This is a genomic window from Flavobacterium olei, assembly GCF_039749035.1.
GTDB lineage: Bacteria > Bacteroidota > Bacteroidia > Flavobacteriales > Flavobacteriaceae > Flavobacterium > Flavobacterium olei.
Genome location: NZ_JBDKWC010000004.1, coordinates 703229 through 726392 on the forward strand (window position 1 = coordinate 703229; position 23164 = coordinate 726392).

Sequence of the window (23164 nt, forward strand, 5' to 3'; positions counted from 1 at the left end):
CCTCAAAAGCAACATAATTCATTTTTTATAATTAAGAAGCTGGCAACCGATTGTTATGAAATCTAATATTAATGTTTGATGTCATTAAATTATAGCTTAAAAATAGTAAAACACTTTCAAAAAACATCAATTTATAATCTTTAACTTACTTATTTCCGCATTTTTAGGAATTATGACAATTATATTTTTTTTATAAAATGGTATAATTGATTACCAAATCGCTACATTTTCTTTTTTTAAACATTTCTTAATTATTATATATTCATTAAATTTAGTTTATAATTATTTTATGTGTTTTTATTATTATTAATTTTTGAATAATATTTAAAAAAATAATAAAACAACCGATTGTTTTTGTAATTGTTTTTCTATATTTGTTTGATGTTGTAATGTATCAATTGATTCTCAGTGAAATATATTATGTACTAATAAATTGACCACTTATTAATATAATGTTTCATAATCGATACAAACAACCGCACTAATTCAGATTTCAACAAACTATTTAAACCAAACAAAAAACCATTTAGTATGAAATTAAATTTCAAAATTGCATTAATCGGACTGCTGTTAGTGAGCAGTCAGATCATAATGGCACAATCAAAGACCGTTCAGGGTGTCATTTCAGATCCTTCCGGAATTCCGTTACCTGGTGCCAGTGTTATTATAGAGGGCACTACGAATAGTGCGTCAACTGATTTTGACGGTAAATATTCTTTAAGCGGAGTAAATCCCACAGATAAAATAACCTTTTCTTTTGTCGGATTGATTTCTCAGACAATAACTGTGGGAAACCGCAGTTCAATCAATGTTACACTCGCACAATCTACCCAAACCTTAAATGAAGTGGTAGTCGCTTACGGTACTCAAAAAAGAACCAAAGTAACAGGGGCCATTTCAACAGTAAGTTCAAAAGATATTGTTGCTGTTCCAATTACAAACGCAGAATCTGCGCTGCAAGGTCGTGCGGCTGGAGTTACGGTTGTAAACGGTGCGCCGGGTTCAAACCCTACAGTTAGTATTCGTGGTCTTTCGACAATGGGAAACAGTGCTCCGTTGTATGTAATTGATGGGGTATTAACAGGGAATCTTTCCGGTTTGAGTCCGAATGATATCGAAAGTATTTCGGTTTTAAAAGACGCATCTACTACGGCTTTATATGGTTCCAAAGCATTTAATGGCGTTATTGTGGTAACAACCAAAAAAGGAAAAAAAGGCCCGGGTCAGCTCAATTTCAGCACTTACGTGGGAGGTCAGGAAGTTACCAAAAGATACAATGTTTTAAATACCCAGCAATACCTTCAGTATGCTAAGGATTTAGGGAGTGATTTAACAGCAAGAGCAGCCGAATTTGGAAATATAAACACCAACTGGCAGGATCAGATTTTTCAAACCGGCCTGATGCAGGATTACAACCTGAGTTTCTCTAATGGTTCAGAGACTTCTACATCGCGCTATTCTGCAGAATATATGAAACAGGAGGGAACCATTATAAATACCGGTTTTGAGCGTTATTCTTTCAGGGCTAATAATACACAGGATATCGGAAAACTTAAAATAGGAAGTAATATCGGAGTTTCTTTTAGTACGACAAATCCGGAGCGCAGTTCAGGAGGAAGAACGTTACTGGAGCATGCCATAAAATCGGCTCCCTATCTGCCTATTTACAATGAAAATAATCCGGGCGGATATCAGGGACCAAGTGCTATCGATGGTAATGATGCAGAAAACCCTGTACGTGTTGCGAACTTAGGATATCAGAAAATTAACGGTTTATCTATCATCGGAAATATTTTTGCTGAGTTAGATATTTATAAAGGTCTGAAATTCAGATCACAGGTTTCATTGGATTATTATACAAGCAAAGACCACACTTTTGTTCCGAGTTTTCAGGACGGTTCTTATCATAAACAGGAATTTTCTACTACTAATGAAACAAACGGTCAGGGGCAGACTATTGTGTTTGATAATAGTTTAAATTATAAAACTACTATAGCAGAGAAACATAATATTGAAGTACTGGGGGTTATTACTAAAATCGACGGAAAATCTCAAAATTTAGCAGCGGGAAGCCGTTATAATATTTCGAATGAAATTGATCAGCTTCGATACAATCAGGGGAGTTTAAGTTCTGCGAATTATGTAGAAAAAAACATCGGTTACATTGCCCGTATCAATTATGATTATAATGATAAGTACCTGCTGGCTGTTTCAGGACGTAGAGATGCTTCTTCACGATTTGGAGCGAATAACCGCTGGGGTAATTTTTACTCTGTTGCTTTAGGATGGAATATTGCTAAAGAAAGTTTTATGGAAAACTCAGTTTTTAGTACCTTAAAACTTAGAGCAAGTACCGGAACAACAGGAAATGACAGAATCGACAATTACCAGTACAGCGCTACTTTGCTGGCCAGTTATAATTATCCGCTTGGCGGCGAAAATGCACCCGGAGTTTCTCTAGGTGTAGCTTCTAATCCTGATCTGAAATGGGAATCAAAAATGGACCGAAATATAGGTTTGGACTTTGGTTTATTTGATGAAAAATTCACAGGGTCATTCGAGTATTTCAACAATAAAAGTAGTGATATTCTTTTTGCAGTGCCTCTTCCTGCTTCTGTGGGATCTGCGGGGGGCGGAACTCAAATTCAAAACATTGCAGACGTAAAAGTGAGCGGATTCGAAGTATCATTAGGTTATAATGACAGAAAAGGTGATTTTACCTGGTCTGCTACAGCGAATTTAGGAACGAGTAAAAATGAAGTAACCAGTTTAGCACCGGGAGTAACCAGTGTGTTAGGCGGACCGGCAGCGAGAGCGGGTCTGGAAAACTTCTCCAGACTGGAAGTAGGACAGCCATTATTTTATTTCTACGGATATCAGACCAATGGAATTTACCAGAATCAGGCCGAAGTTGATGCAGTTTTTGGACCCGGACAAACTTCTATAAAACCGGGAGACCTGAAAATTGTTGACCGTGATGGTAATAAAGTAATCAATTCAGAAGATAAAACAAATATTGGAAATCCATATCCGGATTTTACTTACGGGTTAAATCTTACTGCAGCTTACAAAAATTTCGATTTCAATTGTTTTATATCGGGAGTACAGGGAAATGATATTTATAATGCGAATACCTTCGATTTAAAAGGAATGAACCGTTTGTTTAATGCGGGTACAGATGTTCTGGACAGAGCAATAGTGGTAAACGGAGTAGTAAGCAATCCATCGGCAACTTTGCCAAGGGCGCAGGGTGCAGACATTAACTGGTCATCTGCAAACCAGCGTTATATTGAAGATGGTTCTTATACCAGATTAAAAAATATTGCAATTGGGTATACATTATCAGGAGATGCATTTAAATCTTATTTTTCAAAAGTTAGATTCTATGTAAGCGGACAAAATCTTATTACGATAACAGATTATAGCGGTCTGGATCCGGAAATTGCACGTGCAGATGCAAATGCAAATTCTGCAGGTATTGATTTAGGAAGATATCCACAGCCAAAATCGGTGATTTTTGGACTTGATGTTACATTTTAATATATAAAAATGATGAAAAAAATAAAATATATACTTATAGTATTGTCGGGAGTTTTAACCATAACTTCATGTGACACAAGTGAATTAGAATTAACGAATCCTAATACCTTATCGCCGGAAACCTTCTTTAAAACTAAAGATCAGGTACAATCTGCCGTAAATGCATCTTATGCCAATTTACAGACAAGAGGACTTTACGGAAGAAATTTTTTCTTCGCTATGGACCTAATGGGGCACGACGCACTAGGAAATCCGCAATTGGAAGGAAATAAAAAACCTTTTCAGGATTTTTCTTTTAATGCCGGTAATGACATCATTCAATATTATTGGGAATCTTGTTACATCGGAATCTCCAGAGCTAATTTTGTTTTGGATAATGAAGATAAAATCAATGCGTTATCCAACTCAATTTTATCTCAGGAACAGAAAAATAAATTTTTAGGAGAAGCTCATTTTTTAAGAGCTTACTATTATTTTCTGTTGGTGAAACGTTTTGGAGATATTCCAATTTATAAAACAGCTACTATTATAGGTAAAGCCAGAAGCCCGAAAGCAGAAGTATACGCACTGATCGAACAGGATCTTGTATTTGCGACTCAAAATCTTTTGCCGAAAGCCTCAGAAACTTCAGGAAGAGCTAATAAAGAAGCTGCTTATGCGTATTTGGGTAAAGTATTATTGTATGAAAAGAAATACGATGAGGCGCTGACTGCCTTAAATAATGTGACAGGATACAGTCTTGAGGATAAAGGCAGTTTTTACAACAACTTTATGGAAGAGACGGAACATGGAAAAGAATCTATTTTTGAAATTGAGTTTGACGAGAAAAACGGAACAGGAGATCAATGGGGAGCTGTTGGTGACAGTGGAGGAACCGGTTTTGAGGAATCAACACTCAGAGGTCAGGAATATGGTAACCTGAGCTGGTATAATGTATATCCATCAGACAATTTACTGGATTCTTATGAGGCCGGCGATAATCGTTTTGGTGATACTTTTTATGTGCCGGGATCAACTTATCTAAAAGGAACTAAGGTGATGACAGCAAGTAATTTTACAACTTCTGCCGGTATCAGGAGAGCGGGCTGGAAAAAATATCAAAACTATTATGTAAGAGAAGATGAAGCGACACGATCCAGTATTAACTTCAAAGTAATGCGTTATGCAGATGTATTGCTTATGAAAGCCGAATGTGAAAACCAAAGGGCCGGAGGTTCGCAAACAGCAGCAATCGCATACATTAAAGAGGTGAGGGACAGAGCTAATTTAACAACAAATATTGCAGCCACAAAAGAGGCCGTATTTGCCGCTATTGTTCACGAACGTAAAGTTGAGTTTGCCGGAGAACAATCCCGTTTTGATGATATTATAAGATGGGGAATTGCAGATACAGAACTACAGGGAACAGGTTTTACCGCAGGTAAAAGCGAATTATGGCCAATACCAAACAGAGAAACCTCTTCGAATCCTAATATAAAGCCAAGCGATAATAATCCTGGTTATTAAGAGAATTTAAATTTTGGTTAGTTTAAGTTAGTGTTTGATAAACAGCGCAATAATTGCGCTGTTTATTATTTATGCAGCGAGGCGATCAAAAAAAACAGCTAAAAATTGCTATTTATTATCCTAATCAAGAATCCAAATTTACAGGCGTTCTATTTGTGTCGATTAGATGTATTACAATAAGGATGGTACCATTAAAATTATACAAACTACAATGGGTTAATTAAGGTTAAGTGATTTGTAATCATGCTTTCGTGGTTCGTCATATAAAGAATAACTTGTGCTATTTTGCATTTCAATTAAAAGTAATAAATATGTTTTCAAAGAAAAATTCCAACAATAAATACCAGAAAAGTATTTTGATTTATATGCTGTTTTTTGGGTTGATTGTTCCGGTATCGACTTTTAGCCAAAATAAAAATAAGTCAGACCAAACAGCAAAAAGACCTCAATACCGTAATCTTTTTAAAGAAGCAGGTTACGCTCAGGCTGATATAGATAAAAAATTGGCAAAAGCCTATTACGATGTTTTTGAGGGACCAACAAAAGTTTATTTTGAAGAAGGAGATTCGTTAGGATATGTTTCTGATATTAAAAACAATGATGCCCGAACTGAAGGAATGTCGTATGGAATGATGATTGCAGTGCAGCTCGATAAAAAAGAAGTTTTTGACCGTCTTTGGAGGTGGTCGGTAAAATACATGCAGCATCAGGATGGTCCGCGGGAAGCTTATTTCGCATGGAGCGTTAATCCACAGACTAAAAAACAAAATTCTGCCGGCTCTGCTTCAGACGGAGAATTATATTATATTACCAGTCTGCTTTTTGCATCTAATAAATGGGGCAACAATACGGGAATAAATTACTATAAAGAAGCAAGAAGAATATTGGATACTATGTGGAAAAAGGATGGGACCGGAAATGTGTACAATATTATAAACACAGAGCACAAGCAAATAACATTTGTTCCCGAAGGAGGAGGTTATAACTGGACTGATCCTTCTTACCATGTTCCTGCCTTTTATGAAATATGGGCTTTGTATGCGAAAGACGGACATGAAGAGTTCTACAAAGAATGCGCGGAAGTTTCCCGTAATTTTTTGCATAAAGCCTGTCATCCTGTTACCGGTTTAAATGCAGATTACACCGAGTTTAACGGGGAACCACATTCTACATCCTGGATGCCTGCAGCATTTCGTTACGATTCCTGGCGTGTTTCCATGAATATAGCGATGGATTATACCTGGTACGGAAAAGATAAAAAATGGCAGGAAGATTACGCAGCCCGTTTTCAGAATTTTCTACGATCAAAAGGATTGGATACTTATGTAGATCAGTATAATATTGATGGTACTACACCAGATTTTATACTTCAGGCCGGTCCGGTCAAAAAACTGAGACATTCGATCGGATTAGTTTCAACAGCAGCGACAGCCTCACTTGTAAATCACAATAAAGACAGTATGGATTTTGTTCATGCGGTGTGGAACGCTAAACTTGAACCTTATGAAGATGGTTATTTTGATCCATATTATGATGGATTAATGCATCTCTTTAGTTTGATGCATCTTAGCGGTAAATATCAAATTATAACGCCCAAAAATTAGAGTTACTTTGAAATGTATTACTAAAACCTGAGAATTGTTTCTCAGGTTTTTTTTTGCAATTAGCAATCAACGGCAATCGGTTTCAAATTTTGTATTAAATTATGACTAAGTTAATTGCTATATTTATAATGGGAATTAAAAATAGTACTGGGAATTGCGTAACTTATCACGACAATTTAATAAGGAAAGTTTTGTACACCCTTTTTACTTTAGAAGAATGAAATATAACTACATTTTACTGGTTGATGACGATGTTGATGATGCGGAAATATTCACCATGGCTGTAAAAGCGGTTGATGATTCGATCAAAATTTCGGTTGAAAATAATGCACTCGATGCACTAAAAAAATTAAAGGAAGGCAAAAAGCTTCCGCATATTATATTCCTGGATTATTATATGCCTTATCTTGACGGAGGTGAATTTATGAAATTGCTTCGCGGGATTAAGGGTATTAAAAAAATTCCGGTAGTATTCTATTCCGGTCATTCTAAAGTAGCTCTCAAAGAGCTGGTAGAAAAACATAAAACCGCAGGCTTTCTTAAAAAGCAGGGCGATTTCAGCGACCTTATTAAAGCCCTGCAGGAAATGATCCATTTGAAACTTCCTTCTTTGAGATCGGACTAAATTTGAATGTAATTTCATATTTTGAAGGGGTTGCAGATTATGATAACTTTAGTATCTTACAGTTTTAAATTTTGGAAATAAAGTATATTAAAATAAGGATTATGGAAAATATAAAGAAAGCTTACATAGCAGGCGGATGCTTTTGGGGAATGGAAGATTTATTCAGGGTTCGTCCCGGAGTAGTCAATACAGAAGTGGGATATATAGGTGGTGAAAACACAAATCCTACGTATGAAAACCATCCCGGACACGCCGAAGGACTCGAAATTACGTATGATACGCGTCAAACCTCATATAAGGAATTACTCGATTATTTTTTTCGTGTGCATGACCCTACAACGGTAGACAGACAAGGAAATGACAGGGGATCCAGCTATAGATCGGCTATATTTTTGCACGATGAAGAGGAAAGACAAACCGCGGAAGAAGTGATAGAAATTGTCAATAATTCTGGTCGATGGAACGGTCGTGTGGTAACACAGCTTGAGCCAATGGCCGAATTCTGGCCTGCAGAAGGATATCATCAGGATTATCTGGTAAAGAATCCAAACGGATACACCTGCCATTTTGAGCGTTTTGGTACTTTTTTATAAAATAGATTTCAAATTATAAAAATCTTATAATAACATTCAAGCTGCTCAGATTCTTTGAGTCTGAACGGCTTTTTTATTTGTGCAGAAAGCTGTTATTTATTTGTGAATAAAATCTGGCTGGTCATTAATAAACAGTTACTTTCAGAGAGAATAAATGTTTAGTAAAGAGTAGCACTAATTCTGACTCAACAAACTGATACTGCTTTGGTCAGTGATTTCATTTAAGGTAATTAACTGCAAATCAGAAAGAAAAATCAGCAAATCCATGACATACATTTGAGATTGTATTTCAGTAGGAAAATAATCGTTTGAAATCTGCGATTCTTCGCAATGATAAACAAAATTGCACAACTCTTTAAACGGCACAGAACGGTGCTGGTTTAATTTGAGATAACTATAGATTTTTGCATGTAGACGCAGTGTTGTAATAATCATAGCCCGGTTTTTATTTTATATACGAATTGGATGAGTATTTAGTTTTAAACCCTCAGCCCATACCTCAATTTTCTTTTCCTTTATTATATTTAGAATAGAAATGAATTTATACAGATAAAAAGAAGAAAATTTTACTGTTGTTGCTGCAGATTCGTGACTATTTCCTCCATACTGCAGCTCAGAATTTCGATGCTGTCGGCTGTTTCGACTGTGAATTCTTTTTTGTGCGCTTCTCTTTCAATAGCAGACAAATGCATACTCAGTCCATCCAGAAGAAAAAGATGCATCCAGATCTGAAGCTGTTCGGCTATTTGTGCAACCGCTTTAAAGTCGGAACTTTTAATCGCTTTTTTAAATGCTGCGAGTTCAAGCGGTGCCTTTTCTATAAACTGGGTAGTCACTTCTTTTTTCCAGCCCGGTTTTAAACGGTCAGTTTCTTCAATTCGCGAAAGGTTGGCGATGTGACGTTTTGTGGACCGGGGTTCTTTTTTGAGGGCGCTTTTAATGGCTTCCAGTAACTCATATTGTTTAAAGGGTTTTGGGACATAGCCGTCCATACCCGCATCATAACAGCGATCCTGTTCCCGGGCAAGGGAGTGCGCGGTCATGGCTATAATTGGAATGGAATTTTGTAATTCCTTGCGGATATAACTCGTAGTCTGATAACCGTCACGAAGCGGCATCTGAAGATCCATGAGCACCAGATCGTAAGAATTCTCAGAAAGCAGTTCGATACCACGGTCGCCATTTTCGGCAATGTCAATATCAAACCCAAAACTCTCAATTACATTCTGCGCCAGTTTCTGATTTAAAAGATTATCCTCACACAGCAAGATGTTTAGTCTTCCCAAATCATTAACCTGTTGTACCTTTTGGCGTTCAGTCTGTTCAAACGTTTTTTGATAGGTTATGGTGAAGTAGAATTCCGAACCCCTGTCTTTACGGCTTTTAACATGTATGCTCGAGCCATGCATGCCAACCAGCTTCTTTACAATACTGAGTCCAAGTCCCGTACCTCCAAATTTTCTGGTCGTGCTTTCTTCGGCCTGGGTAAAGCGTTCGAAAATAATATCCAGGTGATCATCTGATATGCCGATACCGGTGTCTTTTACTGAAAAGCGTATTACATAAGAATCATCTGTTTCCTCCATCTTTTTTACCGCTATGGTCACTTCGCCTTCACTGGTAAATTTGAGAGCATTTCCTGCCAGGTTCATTATAATCTGATTCAGTCTTCCCTGATCACCGGTTACCGTTTCAGGAAGTTCAGCATCGAGATAGAGGTTGAATTCTACGGCCTGGGGAACTTTTACCTTTAGCAGATCATATACGTGACGCAGTGCTTTCTTTAGCTCAAAAGGCTGAAGCTCCAGACTGAGTCCGCCGGATTCAATTTTAGAAAGATCCAGAATATCATTAACAATCAAAAGCAGATTATCGCCGGCTGTCTGGACATCCTTAACATAATCACGTTGCTGATTGTCGAGAGCAGTTCCCGCCAGCAGTTCGGTAAAACCTATAATGGCATTGAGCGGAGTCCTGATCTCGTGACTCATATTGGCCAGAAAACTGTCCTTAGCGGCTACGGCACGTTCGGCAATCATTTTTTGACTGGCAAGTTCGCTGTTTTTTGTTCCAAGTTCCAGTGTATTTATAACATGTCGGGCGACGATTAAAAGAGCAAGGCGCTGACTATCGTTAAGCTCCCGAGGTATACGGTCGGCTGCACATAAAACCCCGATATTGTAGCCGTCGGGTGTTCGTAAGGGTACTCCGGCATAGAATCTCATTTTAAGACCGCCCTTGACATCAGGGTCGTCCTGAAAACGTTCATTAAGCAGCGTATCAGGAATTTCTACCAGTTTGGAGTCCATTATCGTATAACGCGAAAAGGTAATTTGCCGCGGTGCATCGTAATTTCCAAGTCCAATTTCTGATTTGAACAGCTGTTTGCTTTTATCAACAAATGAAATGTAAGCGATAGGTACTTCGCAGATATAAGATACCAGTGCGGTAGCATCGTCAAACGCATTATCGGGCAAAGTCTCTAGTATATTATAGCGTTTCAGGGCATCAAGACGTTCGGATTCGTTATGGGACAGATCGGAAGCTTCCATAGTCAAAAATTTTAGACATCAAATTACACAAACAGCTTTGTAACTTTTTATACTTTGAATACCAGTTGCTTATATAATTTCAAGTTATTGAATTCTATATATCAAACTTTGGTCCAAATCGAATATCATTCAAAATTTCACCCCATATATTTCCTCCGACTGCCCGATTAGATCTGTTTTATAAGATGCTGGAGGCAATCTTCAGAGAAGCTGCTTCGCTAAAATCCAGTCCGGAATAATCGGGGTTAAATCCTCCGATATACGGTACAGCCATAATAAAAATGTTTTCATTGTAAGCTCCATACTGGTCAATGATTTGAAAATTGTCGTTAATAGCAATTCCGGAAACGTTTAAAAAATAATTGTTCTGAGCGTCTTTTTCGACCAGTAAATTCCCGTTGTCTAAAGCAATAACGGCAGATTCATTAGATTTAAATTTCAATTTTGCGCGACTCACCTCTTTTTGAGACAGCAGACTTTTAAAAGGAAAATCATCAAAAGACAAATGCGGCTGTCCGATACAATCGACAAATGTTTTATAAAAAACGGACTGGTCCTCCTGATCTGCGTCTTTAAAGTTATAAAGAATACCGCCGCCATTTTGAGGTTCTACACTGCTATCATCGTTAACTGCGATAATATTCAGTACACCGGCCTGATGTAAAGCCAGCAGTTCACTGCAGGATTTCTGTGGCACAAAAGCAATAACAATAGAAATTAATGGCATTAAAACTTTTTGCAATCGCTGCATATCTTCGGCAGAAAGATATTTAGCAGGATGATTCATGGCAAAACTCAAAACCGCCAGCATTTCTTTCCAATAAATAGATTCCTGTCTTTTTATGGATTTCTCTGCCTGTATGTATTCCGCTTTCAAAAGCTGAAACGGATCCAGACGTTCGCGAAGTTCCATCATTTCATCAACAAATTCTTCAATAGAAAAATCTTTAATACGATGATAAAATTCAGGATCTTTTTCGCGGAAAACTTCCTTGAAATTATGTTTAAAAATAAAATCGAGTGATAAAAAACCATCATTAGTTTTGCGATGGTCGTCTATTTCTTCCCGCGTAAGAAGCGAATCATTCGATAAATGGGAATCTTCCAAATGAAAACGTACCGCTGGCAGTAGACCGCTTCGGGAGTGTATGATCATTTTAAAAGAATCGCTTTCAGCTGCTTTCTCGAAAGTTATATTACCTTCTTTGTCTTTGATAAATTTCCCATTGTATCTAGCCAGCGTTCGTATAGCGTCAATCGCCGTGAGAGAAGATCCTCTAATGGCTACAGTATGGTTGAATGTCAAAGCAAGTTTTGAAGGAGGATACGGAGCATCAAAATAACCTTTTACTTTGCCTTCGTAACGGGTAGGCCAGTTATGTCCGGTACAAATAACTGCATAATCAAAATCTGTTTTTCCGGCAGCAGTTTCAATACCTACTGTCTTTTCCTGCTGATTGTAAGATATGTCGAGTACATTGGTTTTATAATGAATATGAGTAGTAATTCCTTTTGTGGCAGCGATTTCCCGGAGCAAATCAAATTGCGACGAAAGATAATAGCCAAATAAAATTCTTGGAAGTACTTTGTATTCATTAAATTGGGCAGGATTTATATTAAATCTTTCCAGTAGTTCTGTTGGTGCAGTCTGCAGCCATTGTTCAATAGAATTGACAATGTGCGGAATTTCATTATCCGATACATTTGTCACATGTTCGTCATTTGCACCTTCAGAGCTGTATGGCATACCAGCGCCGAGTTTGTCTTTACGTTCGTAAATTGTAATTTCAATATCTGTATTATCTGATTCTACAAGCCTTTTATAAAGGAACAAACCGCTGGGTCCGCCTCCTAAAATTGCTATTCGCTTTATGTTTTTTTCCAATTTAAAAATTTTACACTAAGATAGTTTCATTTAAAAAAGCAGGCATTACATGATTTCAATGACTTTGTTGCAAAATTACAGGTGAGATACTGTGTTGCTTCTTACAATATTTTCATATACTGCGATTTCAATTTAAATTTAATCGAGAAAATTAGGATTAACAGGAAAAAATACCTAGTCAATACTTTTAACTGTTCTCGAAAGATGATACAATTAAAGAACTACTTAAATAATTTTCTTGATGCCGGGAATTAATATAATAAGCGATCCCAGTAGAAAACTCAGTACGACTATGACAGGAGCTGCAACAAGTAGTTTTACTGCAGGATCTGTGGTCCAGTTTCTTATGGCTATTGTAACAGCAACTATTACCAACGGATGGAAGATATAGACGGCAAAACTGCAACGAGATAATTTAGCTTTTAATTGGGAGTTAAAGTTCCAGCTCTTTCTTCCCTTGATCAATAACGCAGTGAGTATGGATATTCCAATCCATTGTTCCCATACGGCATACAATAATGCCTGCCAGTGCAAACCGCCTGAAAACCAATCGGAAGGCGTATTGAGTTTAAATTTAATAATAAAAAAAATCGGAAAAAATAAGAGACATAAAACTGCCGATCTATTAAGTTGTCTGCCTGTTTTTTCAGAAATCATTTGAAACCAGTTATTTTTTGCGGCAATTAAACCAATTATAAACAGGGCGATGTATTGCGGAAAATGACCCAATTGAAATCCGACCGGTTGAAGAACCCATCCCACTGGAAAAAGAATTCTAACCAGAAAGCTAAGAATTCCCAATGCAAAGGCAAAGAATAATATAACTTTTGTATCTGGTGCTGCCATATCTGTTTTAAAACTAATGTTTACTGCTTTCTTTACCCCAACGTAGGTTAGTGTAAAAATCAAAAGAGCAGCAATAAACCAGGTCACACCCAGATCGATCCAGCTGTCATATTTGCTTAAATAATCAAAATAACCGATCCTATGCCCTTTGGCGAAAAAATAAACCAGATAACTGATGAAGGGGGAAAGTATAAAAGAATTAAACATCACCGGAGTTCCTAAACGAAGCAAGCGATCTTTAATAAATTGTTTAGTTCCTTTTCTGCTATAAGATGTACCTGTAAAGTAAGCTGCCAGCATAAAGAAATACCCCATAAAAAAGGATTGGTTTATGCTTAAAAATAGCGTCATGGGAATTCGCGCTCCCAGATAATTGGTTTGTTCTGTATAATACCATCCTTCAGATGAACTGTACGCTATAACACTGTGATGAAGTGCAACTAATATCGTCAGAATGACTTTAATGTTGTCTATGAAAAATAATTTGTCTGAAGGAACCGAATCTTGTTTTTGCGTGCTAATTGTGGTTGTCATAAATAAATTGGTTTGCGTTATGAATGGCAAACCTACAACAAGAAAATGCGTTATTACAGGGCCTTGTTACCAGTAACTACCTTTTGTTACCGGTAACTAGGTTAAGCAATAGCACTATTTCTAAGCTTCTGATAGCAGCTGTTAAAATTACCAACTTGTTTTCTTGAAACGGGAATCTTGATATTAATTTCACTAAAGGATAAGTAATAACCCTGTGAGTTTCCGGAAACTTTTTCGACCTTATACATATTTACAAGATAAGTCCTGTGAGATCTGAAGAAATGCGGATAATCTGCTATCTGGGTTTCAAATTGAGCTAAGGAAATTCTCTTGACCTCTGTGAAAATTTTGTTCCCTTCTGATCTTGTTAATTCAATATAATTTCCATCTGCTTTGACAAAAATTAATTCATCGATGTTTAGTCTGAAATCATCCTGTTTAACCTGTGTGCTGATAAAGAGATCGTTTTTTAAAGCTATTTTTTGAGATTCGGTAACTAAAGGCGTAAACTGAACCACAAATGGAGCACCTTTTTTTGACTCCCAGTAGAAACTGGATAATCTTATAAAGAAATAAAAGAAAATACCGGCCACAAAGCAATTTCTAATTTCCTCATAAAAATACTTCCAAGACCAGTTATCGGGATTGGTATAGAGTAAATCACGCATGATAAAGCTTGCCGTGCCAATAAGCATTAATAAAATTCCAATATGAAAGTATTCTAAAAGTAAATTCCAGTTCGTCTGATTTTTTTTTCTTCTGGAAAAGTTCAGCGTATTAAAATAAGTAAATAACATAAAGGCAGGAGCAAAGGCATGAAAAAAACAGATGAACAAATAATGCATTCGCAACTCCGGATCGTAGACTCCGAAAGGCTTAAAGAATAATAAAAAAAGTATAATGATCAGAAATACAACCCCCGAGGATTTAATAAGATTTTGAGACTGATACCGGCGAGGATATTCAATTTCGCTGCTGAGATGTGTGGTATTGATGTAAAATCCCATATTTTAATTTTGATCGGGTAAAAATACAAAATAAAAAATTCGCTACTGATTTTATATGTGGCCGGGGTGCGAATTATTTGATCTTTTTGATTTGGTTTTGATACTTATCTATGACGTTATAACCTTAAACTTATGGCGTTATAATTTAATTTAAACAAAAGTTAAATTTTTACGGAAAGACGTAAAGAAATTAGGTTTTATCGAGATATATTCGCCGCATATTATAATAATCCAAATTTTAATTAATGCGTATGCGGAAACTTTACCTACTTTTCCTTTTTTTATTTCCCTTTATTATGTATTCCCAGGACATTCTTTGGGAGAAATCCTATGGAGGAAAAAATGCCGATTATCTTTTTGATGCCCAGCCCACAGCCGATTACGGTTTTATATTGGCGGGCAGTTCCTTATCTGACAAAACAGGAAATAAAGAGCAGGAAAATCACGGCGATTTAGATTACTGGATCTGGAAGATGAAAGAAAACGGGGATCTGGACTGGCAGAAAAGTTTCGGCGGTTCCGGTTTTGATCTTCTTCAAAGTATAAAAAATACGAGTGACGGTGGGTTTATTCTTGCCGGGACTTCCAGTTCATCCAAAAGTTTTCAGAAAAAAGAGAACTGCAAAGGTCTTTCAGATTTTTGGGTAATCAAACTCAATGCGGCGGGAGACGAGCAGTGGCAAAGGACCATCGGTGGTGACGGGCAGGAAGAACTGATATGTGCTTTCCAGACGCGGGACGGGGGGTATATTTTAGGAGGGTCTTCGAGCTCTAGTCCAAAATCAATTTCAAGTTCCAAATTGAATGAAAAATCATTCGGTACTGATCCGTATGCAAAATCAGAAAAAAGCAGGGGTAATATGGATTACTGGATCGTCAAACTAAATAAGGAAGGCAGTATTGAATGGCAGAAAACCTATGGAGGACAATACTCTGACTTGCTTAGAAGCATGGAACAGACATCTGATAATGGTTATATACTCGCGGGATATTCTAATTCAGGAGTTTCTGGTGATAAGACAGACGCGAACAAAGGCGTTGGAGACTATTGGATTGTAAAGATAAATGACGAAGGGATAATACAGTGGCAGAAAACCTACGGAGGAGATGGTGATGACCAGCCCTATGTGATACATGAGAGTAAGGATGGTGGTTATATTTTGGGCGGGAATTCAAACAGTTCAAATGCCCTGACTACCGAAGGTGGAATTGTATTGAACGGGACAGACTACTGGATTCTTAAACTGGATGTTGAAGGCACTGTTGTCTGGAGCAAAACATTTGATTTTGGAAAAGTGGATATTCTAACCTCTTTAGTTGAAAATGATGACAATACTTATTTGATAGGAGGACACGCACGGAATTCAGCTCCGAGATCCGGAGAGGGAGGTCTCACTTCTAAAGCGGTTGGATTAATTGCTAAAGAAAAAGACGGTATAAATGATTATATGGCTTTAAAAATTAGTGATAAAGGTGAAGAAATCTGGAGTAAAAGTGTGGGAAGCGGTGGCGAAGATATTCTTAGAAAATTGGTTCAGACCCGGGACGGCGGATATTTGATGGCGGGCACTTCTAATGGATCTTCAAAAGATAAGAACTCTAGTATAGGTTCAAATGACTTCTGGGTGGTCAAACTAAAAGATAAAACCAAAGTCGAAAAAGTTAAAGCGAGTATTGAGGCAATACCGAACCCTGTTTCTACGTATACGAATGTAATTATCGGCTATGATTTTACCAAAGGAACCGCTTCAGTATTTGATATGCTGGGACGAACCCTGCAGCATTTTGATATTTCAAGCCGGACAGTTCCGGTTGACCTCACTCACTATGCGGAGGGCGTTTATATCATTAAAATCCAGACTGATGTTAAGACCGAATCGGTTAAAGTAATCAAAAGAATAACAGGTAAATAAAATGAAGCATTTTATACTTTTTAAAAAGACAGTAGATTTTTTATTGTTTTTAATATTATTCGTGAGTTTTTCTGAATGTGTACAGGCACAGACAGAAAATAGTACTCCAAAGCCAGATTTTGTTCCCAAGTCTCCTGAGGCGGCTGCATTTTTAAAGTACGGCGAGTATCCTGTAGATCTGTCGACAGGAGTTCCCGGAATTTCTATACCATTATATACTATAGACATCAAAGATTTTAAATTACCAATATCTTTAGACTACCATGCTTCTGGAATTAAGGTAAACCAGGAAGCAACCTGGGTTGGTTTGGGCTGGAATTTAAATGCCGGAGCCCAGGTTATTTTAAGTCCAAGAGATGAAATTGATGAAAATAATCCTTACGTGGATGAAGTTCCGGATGCGGACGGAATTATCAATTATTTTAAACTCCATCCGTATAAACATGAAGCTATAGCTTCGATTTCTCCTGAGCTTGATAGATCAAGAGTTAAGGATATATATGTTTTTTCATCTCCAACCGTGAATGGTAGCTTTTATATTAAAAATTTTTCAAGCAATGAAGTTGTAACGATTCCTCCAGACGCCTTTAAAGTAGAACTTGGTGGGCAAGATAGATCAGATTTAACGTTTAAAATCACGGATAAGCAGGGAAATGTTTACACCCTTAATACCACTGAAACATCTGTAAGGGCAATGACTCATAGTGATTATTACATTAGCGCTTGGTATGTTGATGAAATTAAAACCCCATCAAATAATACAATAAATTTTGTTTATCAGAGCGATGGGGTTCTGACCGACAAGAGTTTTTCGCAAAGAATTGATATCACAAAGAAGTCCACTTATGGAGCTAGATGTATAAGTCCGGTCACTACCAATATGGTGGGAGAAGTAATTGACGAGAAAAGTAATACAGAAACAACCTTAAAAAAAATTAAAGAAATTTATTTTAATGATGGAAAGTCCCGAGTTTTGTTTACCAAAAATATGGGAAGGCAAGATTTACTTAATGGAGCCACAAATGGTTATTTAAGTAAAATAGAAATTCAACAACTTGCATTTGATGGCTTTGAAAGTATTAAGGGATACACATTCGGATATTCTTATTTTAGTACTGGAAGCACTTATAATGATAAAAGATTAAAACTGGATCGTATAGTAAATTTATTTGGGGAAAGTGAAGAGGAATTTATCTATTCTTCTCTTTCCTTACCGGAAAAAACATCAAAAGGGCAGGATTATTTTGGCTACAATAATGGTTTGAGTAATCTTGATTTGATTCCAAAACATTATCTAAGTGCTCCCTATCCAACGGAAGTTGGTAAGGCAGATCGTTCTGTAAGTATATCCGCAATTCAGGCAGGAATTTTAAAAGAAATTCACTATCGGACAAAGTGCTGGACTAAATTTAATTATGAAAATAATCAATTTTATGGACCTGACATTTTTAAAAAATATGTTCCGGTTATAGTAAACAGTAGTGTAGTACAGGGCACAGGGGGTACAGTACCAGTTAAAGAAGGACCAGGGATTGATGAGGAGCCAGTTTGCCTTAATACCAACCCTGCCGATTGTGTTAATTATGTTTCAATACCTTATGAAGCGAGCAACGCTGCAGGAGTACTGACATTTGAATTAGATAAGCCAGAGGGTGATCATCCTACATTACTTAAATATCATTATGCAAAAGTGCGGGTATTTTCAGGATCTAATGAAGTTTATAATTCAGGAAGTCTGGTTGGGCAACCATACAATATATCTCTTTCGCTACCTCAATCAGGGACGATTGAAATTGAAGTTTATGGACAGTACTATAGTGTTAAAAATTTACAGCTCAAGTATGTAAATAATGATGCGACGGCTAAAAATAATTTGGGCGCTGGCTTACGAATTAAAAATATTGAAAATTATGACAACAATAATTCATTGGCTTTTAAAAAAGAATTTGATTATTCTGATATAACCAACCCAAGTCGTACTAGTGGAAAATTAATTAATGAAATGACCACTACTTTCTCAACAAAGACTTTTACTAATTATAATTATTATACATGTGATGTGGAAGGAGCGCTTTGTATGCCGGGAGTAAATTCTCAAGGTACTTATAGTATTTCTTCCAATTCAAGGTTTGGAATAGAAGGAAATTCTATTGTTTATCAATATGTGAAAGAAAAGCAGGTTGATGTCAAAAATCAATCTAACAATGGTTTTACACAATTTGAGTTTACTACGGGAGGGGATGAGATTCCTTTGGGTAGTCCCGCTGTACAAATTTCTACGACATGGAAAAGAGGGAAAGTTCTTTCGAAAAAAACATACAAAACAGTTGGGACGACTAATTATATAGTCGAAGAAGAAAAGAATACTTATTTCGAAGATAAATCTAAAACTTCGTTTTATATTGGTTTTAAGTTATTTCGCAATTCAACAACAAATATTAGGGAAAATGCTTCGGATCCTTTTACTCCAGCTTGTCCTTATTTTCTGGATGGAGGTATTGAGGTTCTACAAAGTATTGAGCCGATAGATTTTAGAGTGCCATTATTCTGGTATTACCAAAAAACATCACAAAAAACCAGCTATTTTTATGACTCATCCAATGCTCTTACAGGAAAGCTCGAAAATACGGTGACCTTCAATTACAATAATCCGTTGCACCTGCAATTGTCGTCCCAAACTAATATCAATTCAAAAGGCGAAGTTTTAGAATCTAAATACTTTTATGCAGGTGATTCTGAAGTGACCGGACAGCCTTTTGTCATTGAATTGCAAACTTCCAACAGAGTTGGCATCCCTTTGAAAACTCAGACATTTAAAGGTGGGGCTAAAGTATCAGAGCAATTAACAAGTTATGATAAAAGCACTTCAACAAGTAATTTATTATTGCCTAAATCTGTATATTCGAATAAGGGCGCAGCAGGAATCGATATCTCTAGTGATAGAAAAATCACTTACGATTTATATGATGATAAAGGAAATGTTTTGCAGTATACACCTGAGAGTGGTATGCCTGTTTCGATTGTATGGGGTTATAACAAATCACAGCCAATTGCTAAGATCGAAAACCTAACGTATAATGCTATTTCAGCTGAAATTATTGCAAATCTCCAATCCCTTTCAACTAGCGATAATGATAACTGTATTTCTGAGAATTGTGTTGAACAAAAATTAAGAAACGCCTTAAACTTATTTAGAGATGCATTTTCAGACGCGTTTATTTCAACATACACCTATAATCCTTTAGTTGGTGTTACGAGTGTTACAGATCCCAAAGGGTTTTCTTCCTATTATGAATATGATAAGGAAGGAAGATTAAAATTTGTTAAAGACAGGGACTTAAATGTACTTCAGAAATACTGTTACAATTATATGGGCCAGACAATTGACTGTGGAGATAATACCTCAGGCAGTGTTGTGATGTATAAAAGTGCTGCTCAGAGTGGCTCATTCACCAAAAATAACTGTGCGTCGGGAGGGAATGGTTCAGTTGTAAACTACAGTCAGGCTGAAGGGGTTGTAACCTCTACAGTCTCACAGGCCGAAGCAAACACTTTAGGATTGGCAAAATTCCAGATCGATGGTCAGGCTTATGCCAATACAAACGGATATTGTACGTATTACAGTTCCGCACAAAGCGGCCCTTTCAGAAAGAACGATTGTGCCGCAGGAGGAGCTGGCTCAGCTGTCATATATAGTCAGCCGGCTGGAATAGTGACATCGACAGTTTCGCAAGCTGATGCTGATATGCAAGGGTATTCTAAATTTATAATGGATGGCCAGTCTTACGCGAATGCTACGGGGTATTGTACTTATTACAGTGTGGCTCAAAGCGGTTCCTTTAACAAGAATAATTGTGCTGTTGGGGGAGATGGCTCAGCTGTTGGATATAGTCAGCCAGCTGGAACAATAACTTCCGCAGTTTCACAAACAGATGCAGATGCACAAGGATATTCTAAATTTATGATCGATGGCCAGTTTTATGCGAATTCCAATGGATATTGTACTTATTATAGTGTTGCTCAAAGTGCTTCATTTACGAAAAATAATTGTACAGCGGGGGGAAGCGGTTCCATGGTTGGTTATAGCCAGGCGGCGGGAGCTTTGACATCTGTAATTTCACAGGTTGATGCTGATGCTCAAGGCTACTCCAAATTTATAAATGATGGACAATCTTACGCAAATACAAATGGTTACTGCACGTATTATAGTATAGCACAAAGTGGTACATTTACAAAGAATAATTGTACTGTAGGAGGAACACCATCAAGTGTATCATATAGCCAGGCAGTTGGTGCGGTAACCTCAGCCATTTCTCAGGCCGACGCTGATGTTTTAGGATTATCTAAATTTAATACAGATGGTCAGGCATATGCCAATGCCAACGCAAATTGTACTTTTTATAGTGTTGCCATAAACGGCTCATCTACAAAGAAGAATTGTCCTGCAGGCGGATCTGGCTCAACAGTAGCCTATAGTCAGCCAGCAGGAGCCATGATATCCACAAATTCTCAGGCAGAAGCAGATGCCTTAGCTTTATCTAAATTTTATGCTGATGTTCAGATAAATGCCAACAACAATGGATACTGTACTTTTTATAGCGTTGCGCAAAGCGGCTCTTTTATTAAAAATAATTGTCCGACGGCAGCAACAGGCTCAAGTGTGGTCTACAATCAGCAAGTTGGTGCGATAACTTCTACAATATCACAGGCTGACGCAGATGCATTAGGGTTCGCAAAATTCAATGCTGACGGGCAAGCCTATGCCAATGCAAATGGTTATTGTACTTATTACAGTGCCTCGCAAAACGGTTCGTTTACAAAAAATAATTGTGCTTCGGGAGGATTTGGTTCCAGTGTTTCATATACACAACCAGCTGGTTTTATGACATCCACCTCCTCACAGGCAGATGCTGATGCATTAGGACTTTATTTCTTTAATGCTAATGGACAATCTTATGCAAATACAAATGGTTACTGTACTTTTTATAGTTCCGCCCAATATGGGACTTTTACCAAAAACAATTGCCCTGCCGGAGGAGCGGGCTCAAGTGTAGCGTACGGACAAAATTGGGGTGCGCTAGCTTCAACTATTTCACAGGCAGATGCAGATGCATTAGGATATTCTAAATTCATTGCTGATGGACAGGCTAATGCGAACGCCAATGGATATTGTACTTATTATAGTATTGCACAAAGTGGTACTTTTACTAAAAACAATTGCCCGGCAGGAGGAACCGGCTCTAGTATAGTGTACAATCAGGCGGCTGGTGTAATTACCTCCACCGCCTCCCAGGCAGATGCTGATGGTTTAGGATATTCTAAATTTATGAGCGACGGACAAACTTATGCCAATGCCAATGCTAATTGTACATTCTACAATGCTGCAATAAGCCAAACATTTTACAGAAACAATTGCCCTGCTAATACCGATCCTGGGACCTTTACATATTCAGTACCTTATGGGACTTATTCCAGCAATTTTTCTCAGGCTAAGGCTGATCAGCAGGCGCAAAACGCAATAGATACCTATGGACAAAATGCTGCAAATTATGAAGCTTCTTGTACATTTTTTAGTGTTGCTAAATCTGGAATTTTTACAAGAAATAATTGTGGAGTAAATTATACTGGAGGTACAGCTACATATTCGGTAGGTTATGGGGCATATACTTCAACAGTTTCACAAGCTGATGCGGATAATATGGCTTCAGTGAGCTTTTATAGTAATGGACAGGCTTATGCCAATGCTTATGCAACGTGTACGCCCATTCCACAACCAGTGACCTTTACCTATGAGTCATTATTTAGTGCCATTACAAAACAGCTCTATTTAGATATATATGCTTCAACCGGAACTCACGCTGGTGCAACATTGTATTTTGACATAATATATGTTCGCACAGTAGGGACACAACAATCCACACAATCTGCAATTGTAACTGTCGAAGCTAATGCGTCTGGTAAAACTGCAGTAATTCCAATAAACGGAAAAAGCATTGTAAGTGTAACTTTAACAAACGTTGTTAGAAATTAACTGTAAAAGGATAGACATGATTTTAATTAAAAAATATATAGTACTGCTATTATTATTGTTTTTTACTGTATTTAGCACAGTAGGGCAGACCTTCAGCGATGATAATTTTATCTATACGATCGCGCCTAAAAAAGCGGTCCAGTCAGCAAATCTAAATACACTGACCAAGGATGAGATGAATCAGAATTTAACCTATTTTGACGGGCTGGGCCGTCCTGTACAGAGTAGGGTTATAGGTCAGGGAGGAAATGGTGAGGATTTGATTACCTCTGTTGAATATGATGGTTTTGGAAGACAAATTAGAGAACATCTGCCTTTTGCAGCGGCAGATAACGGGACAAATTATCCTAAAATTGATACTAGCACTATACTGAGTTCTTCTAACTCATTTTACAGTAGCTTATATGAGGGTGGATCCAATCCATATTCAGAAAAACAATTTGAACCTTCGCCGTTAAACAGAATCTTAAAACAGGCAGCTCCGGGGAATTCGTGGGCAATGGGAAGCGGTCATGAAATAAAACTGGA

13 protein-coding genes and 1 pseudogene are annotated in these 23164 nt (G+C 37.3%); 8 read left to right on the forward strand and 6 right to left on the reverse strand.

The features are described 5' to 3' along the window. Positions 1–531: 531 nt before the first annotated feature. From ABEB31_RS13885 to msrA, 5 genes are all read left to right on the forward strand, one after another. The gene (locus ABEB31_RS13885; RefSeq protein WP_347052226.1) at positions 532–3540 is read left to right on the forward strand and encodes a SusC/RagA family TonB-linked outer membrane protein; all 3009 of its coding nucleotides are present in this window, start codon (positions 532–534) and stop codon (positions 3538–3540) included. A 9-nt stretch (positions 3541–3549) separates the two neighbouring features. Beyond that, the gene (locus ABEB31_RS13890) at positions 3550–5046 is read left to right on the forward strand and encodes a RagB/SusD family nutrient uptake outer membrane protein (RefSeq protein WP_347052227.1); all 1497 of its coding nucleotides are present in this window, start codon (positions 3550–3552) and stop codon (positions 5044–5046) included. Between the two features lie 311 nt (positions 5047–5357). Next, a complete protein-coding gene (locus tag ABEB31_RS13895; protein WP_347052228.1) occupies positions 5358–6650 on the forward strand; it encodes a family 8 glycosyl hydrolase in 1293 nt (430 codons plus the stop codon). A 217-nt stretch (positions 6651–6867) separates the two neighbouring features. Next, positions 6868–7275, forward strand: coding sequence for a response regulator (locus tag ABEB31_RS13900; RefSeq protein ID WP_347052229.1), 408 nt, complete (start codon positions 6868–6870; stop codon positions 7273–7275). Between the two features lie 101 nt (positions 7276–7376). Further along, positions 7377–7868: a peptide-methionine (S)-S-oxide reductase MsrA gene (gene msrA / locus ABEB31_RS13905; protein WP_347052230.1), complete on the forward strand. Its 492-nt coding sequence runs from the start codon at positions 7377–7379 to the stop codon at positions 7866–7868. 174 nt (positions 7869–8042) lie between these two features. On the opposite strand, the gene ABEB31_RS13910 is transcribed toward msrA, so the two are convergent. The 6 genes and pseudogenes from ABEB31_RS13910 to ABEB31_RS13935 form a co-directional block, all read right to left on the reverse strand. Further along, positions 8043–8303, reverse strand: coding sequence for a hypothetical protein (locus tag ABEB31_RS13910; RefSeq protein ID WP_347052231.1), 261 nt, complete (start codon positions 8301–8303; stop codon positions 8043–8045). Between the two features lie 131 nt (positions 8304–8434). Then, positions 8435–9907 carry an ATP-binding protein gene (locus ABEB31_RS13915; RefSeq protein ID WP_347052245.1) on the reverse strand — a complete coding sequence of 491 codons (1473 nt, stop codon included), beginning with the start codon at positions 9905–9907 and terminating at the stop codon, positions 8435–8437. Positions 9908–9967: 60 nt separating this feature from the next. Further along, positions 9968–10420 (reverse strand): annotated as a pseudogene (locus ABEB31_RS13920) (GAF domain-containing protein); the annotation flags it as partial. A gap of 178 nt (positions 10421–10598) precedes the next feature. Continuing rightward, entirely contained in the window at positions 10599–12305 is a 1707-nt protein-coding gene (locus ABEB31_RS13925) for an FAD/NAD(P)-binding protein (protein WP_347052232.1), read from the reverse strand. Between the two features lie 225 nt (positions 12306–12530). Beyond that, positions 12531–13685 carry an acyltransferase family protein gene (locus tag ABEB31_RS13930; protein WP_347052233.1) on the reverse strand — a complete coding sequence of 385 codons (1155 nt, stop codon included), beginning with the start codon at positions 13683–13685 and terminating at the stop codon, positions 12531–12533. Between the two features lie 101 nt (positions 13686–13786). Beyond that, complete coding sequence (locus tag ABEB31_RS13935) at positions 13787–14692, reverse strand: LytTR family transcriptional regulator DNA-binding domain-containing protein (protein WP_347052234.1); 906 nt, start codon at positions 14690–14692, stop codon at positions 13787–13789. A gap of 296 nt (positions 14693–14988) precedes the next feature. Between ABEB31_RS13935 and ABEB31_RS13940 the strand changes: the two genes are divergently transcribed. From ABEB31_RS13940 to ABEB31_RS13950, 3 genes are all read left to right on the forward strand, one after another. Next, the gene (locus ABEB31_RS13940) at positions 14989–16605 is read left to right on the forward strand and encodes a T9SS type A sorting domain-containing protein (protein ID WP_347052235.1); all 1617 of its coding nucleotides are present in this window, start codon (positions 14989–14991) and stop codon (positions 16603–16605) included. 1 nt (position 16606) lies between these two features. Next, positions 16607–22636 carry a DUF5977 domain-containing protein gene (locus ABEB31_RS13945; RefSeq protein ID WP_347052236.1) on the forward strand — a complete coding sequence of 2010 codons (6030 nt, stop codon included), beginning with the start codon at positions 16607–16609 and terminating at the stop codon, positions 22634–22636. Between the two features lie 16 nt (positions 22637–22652). Continuing rightward, a partial coding sequence (locus tag ABEB31_RS13950) for a DUF6443 domain-containing protein (RefSeq protein ID WP_347052237.1) occupies positions 22653–23164 on the forward strand: 512 nt, incomplete at its 3' end.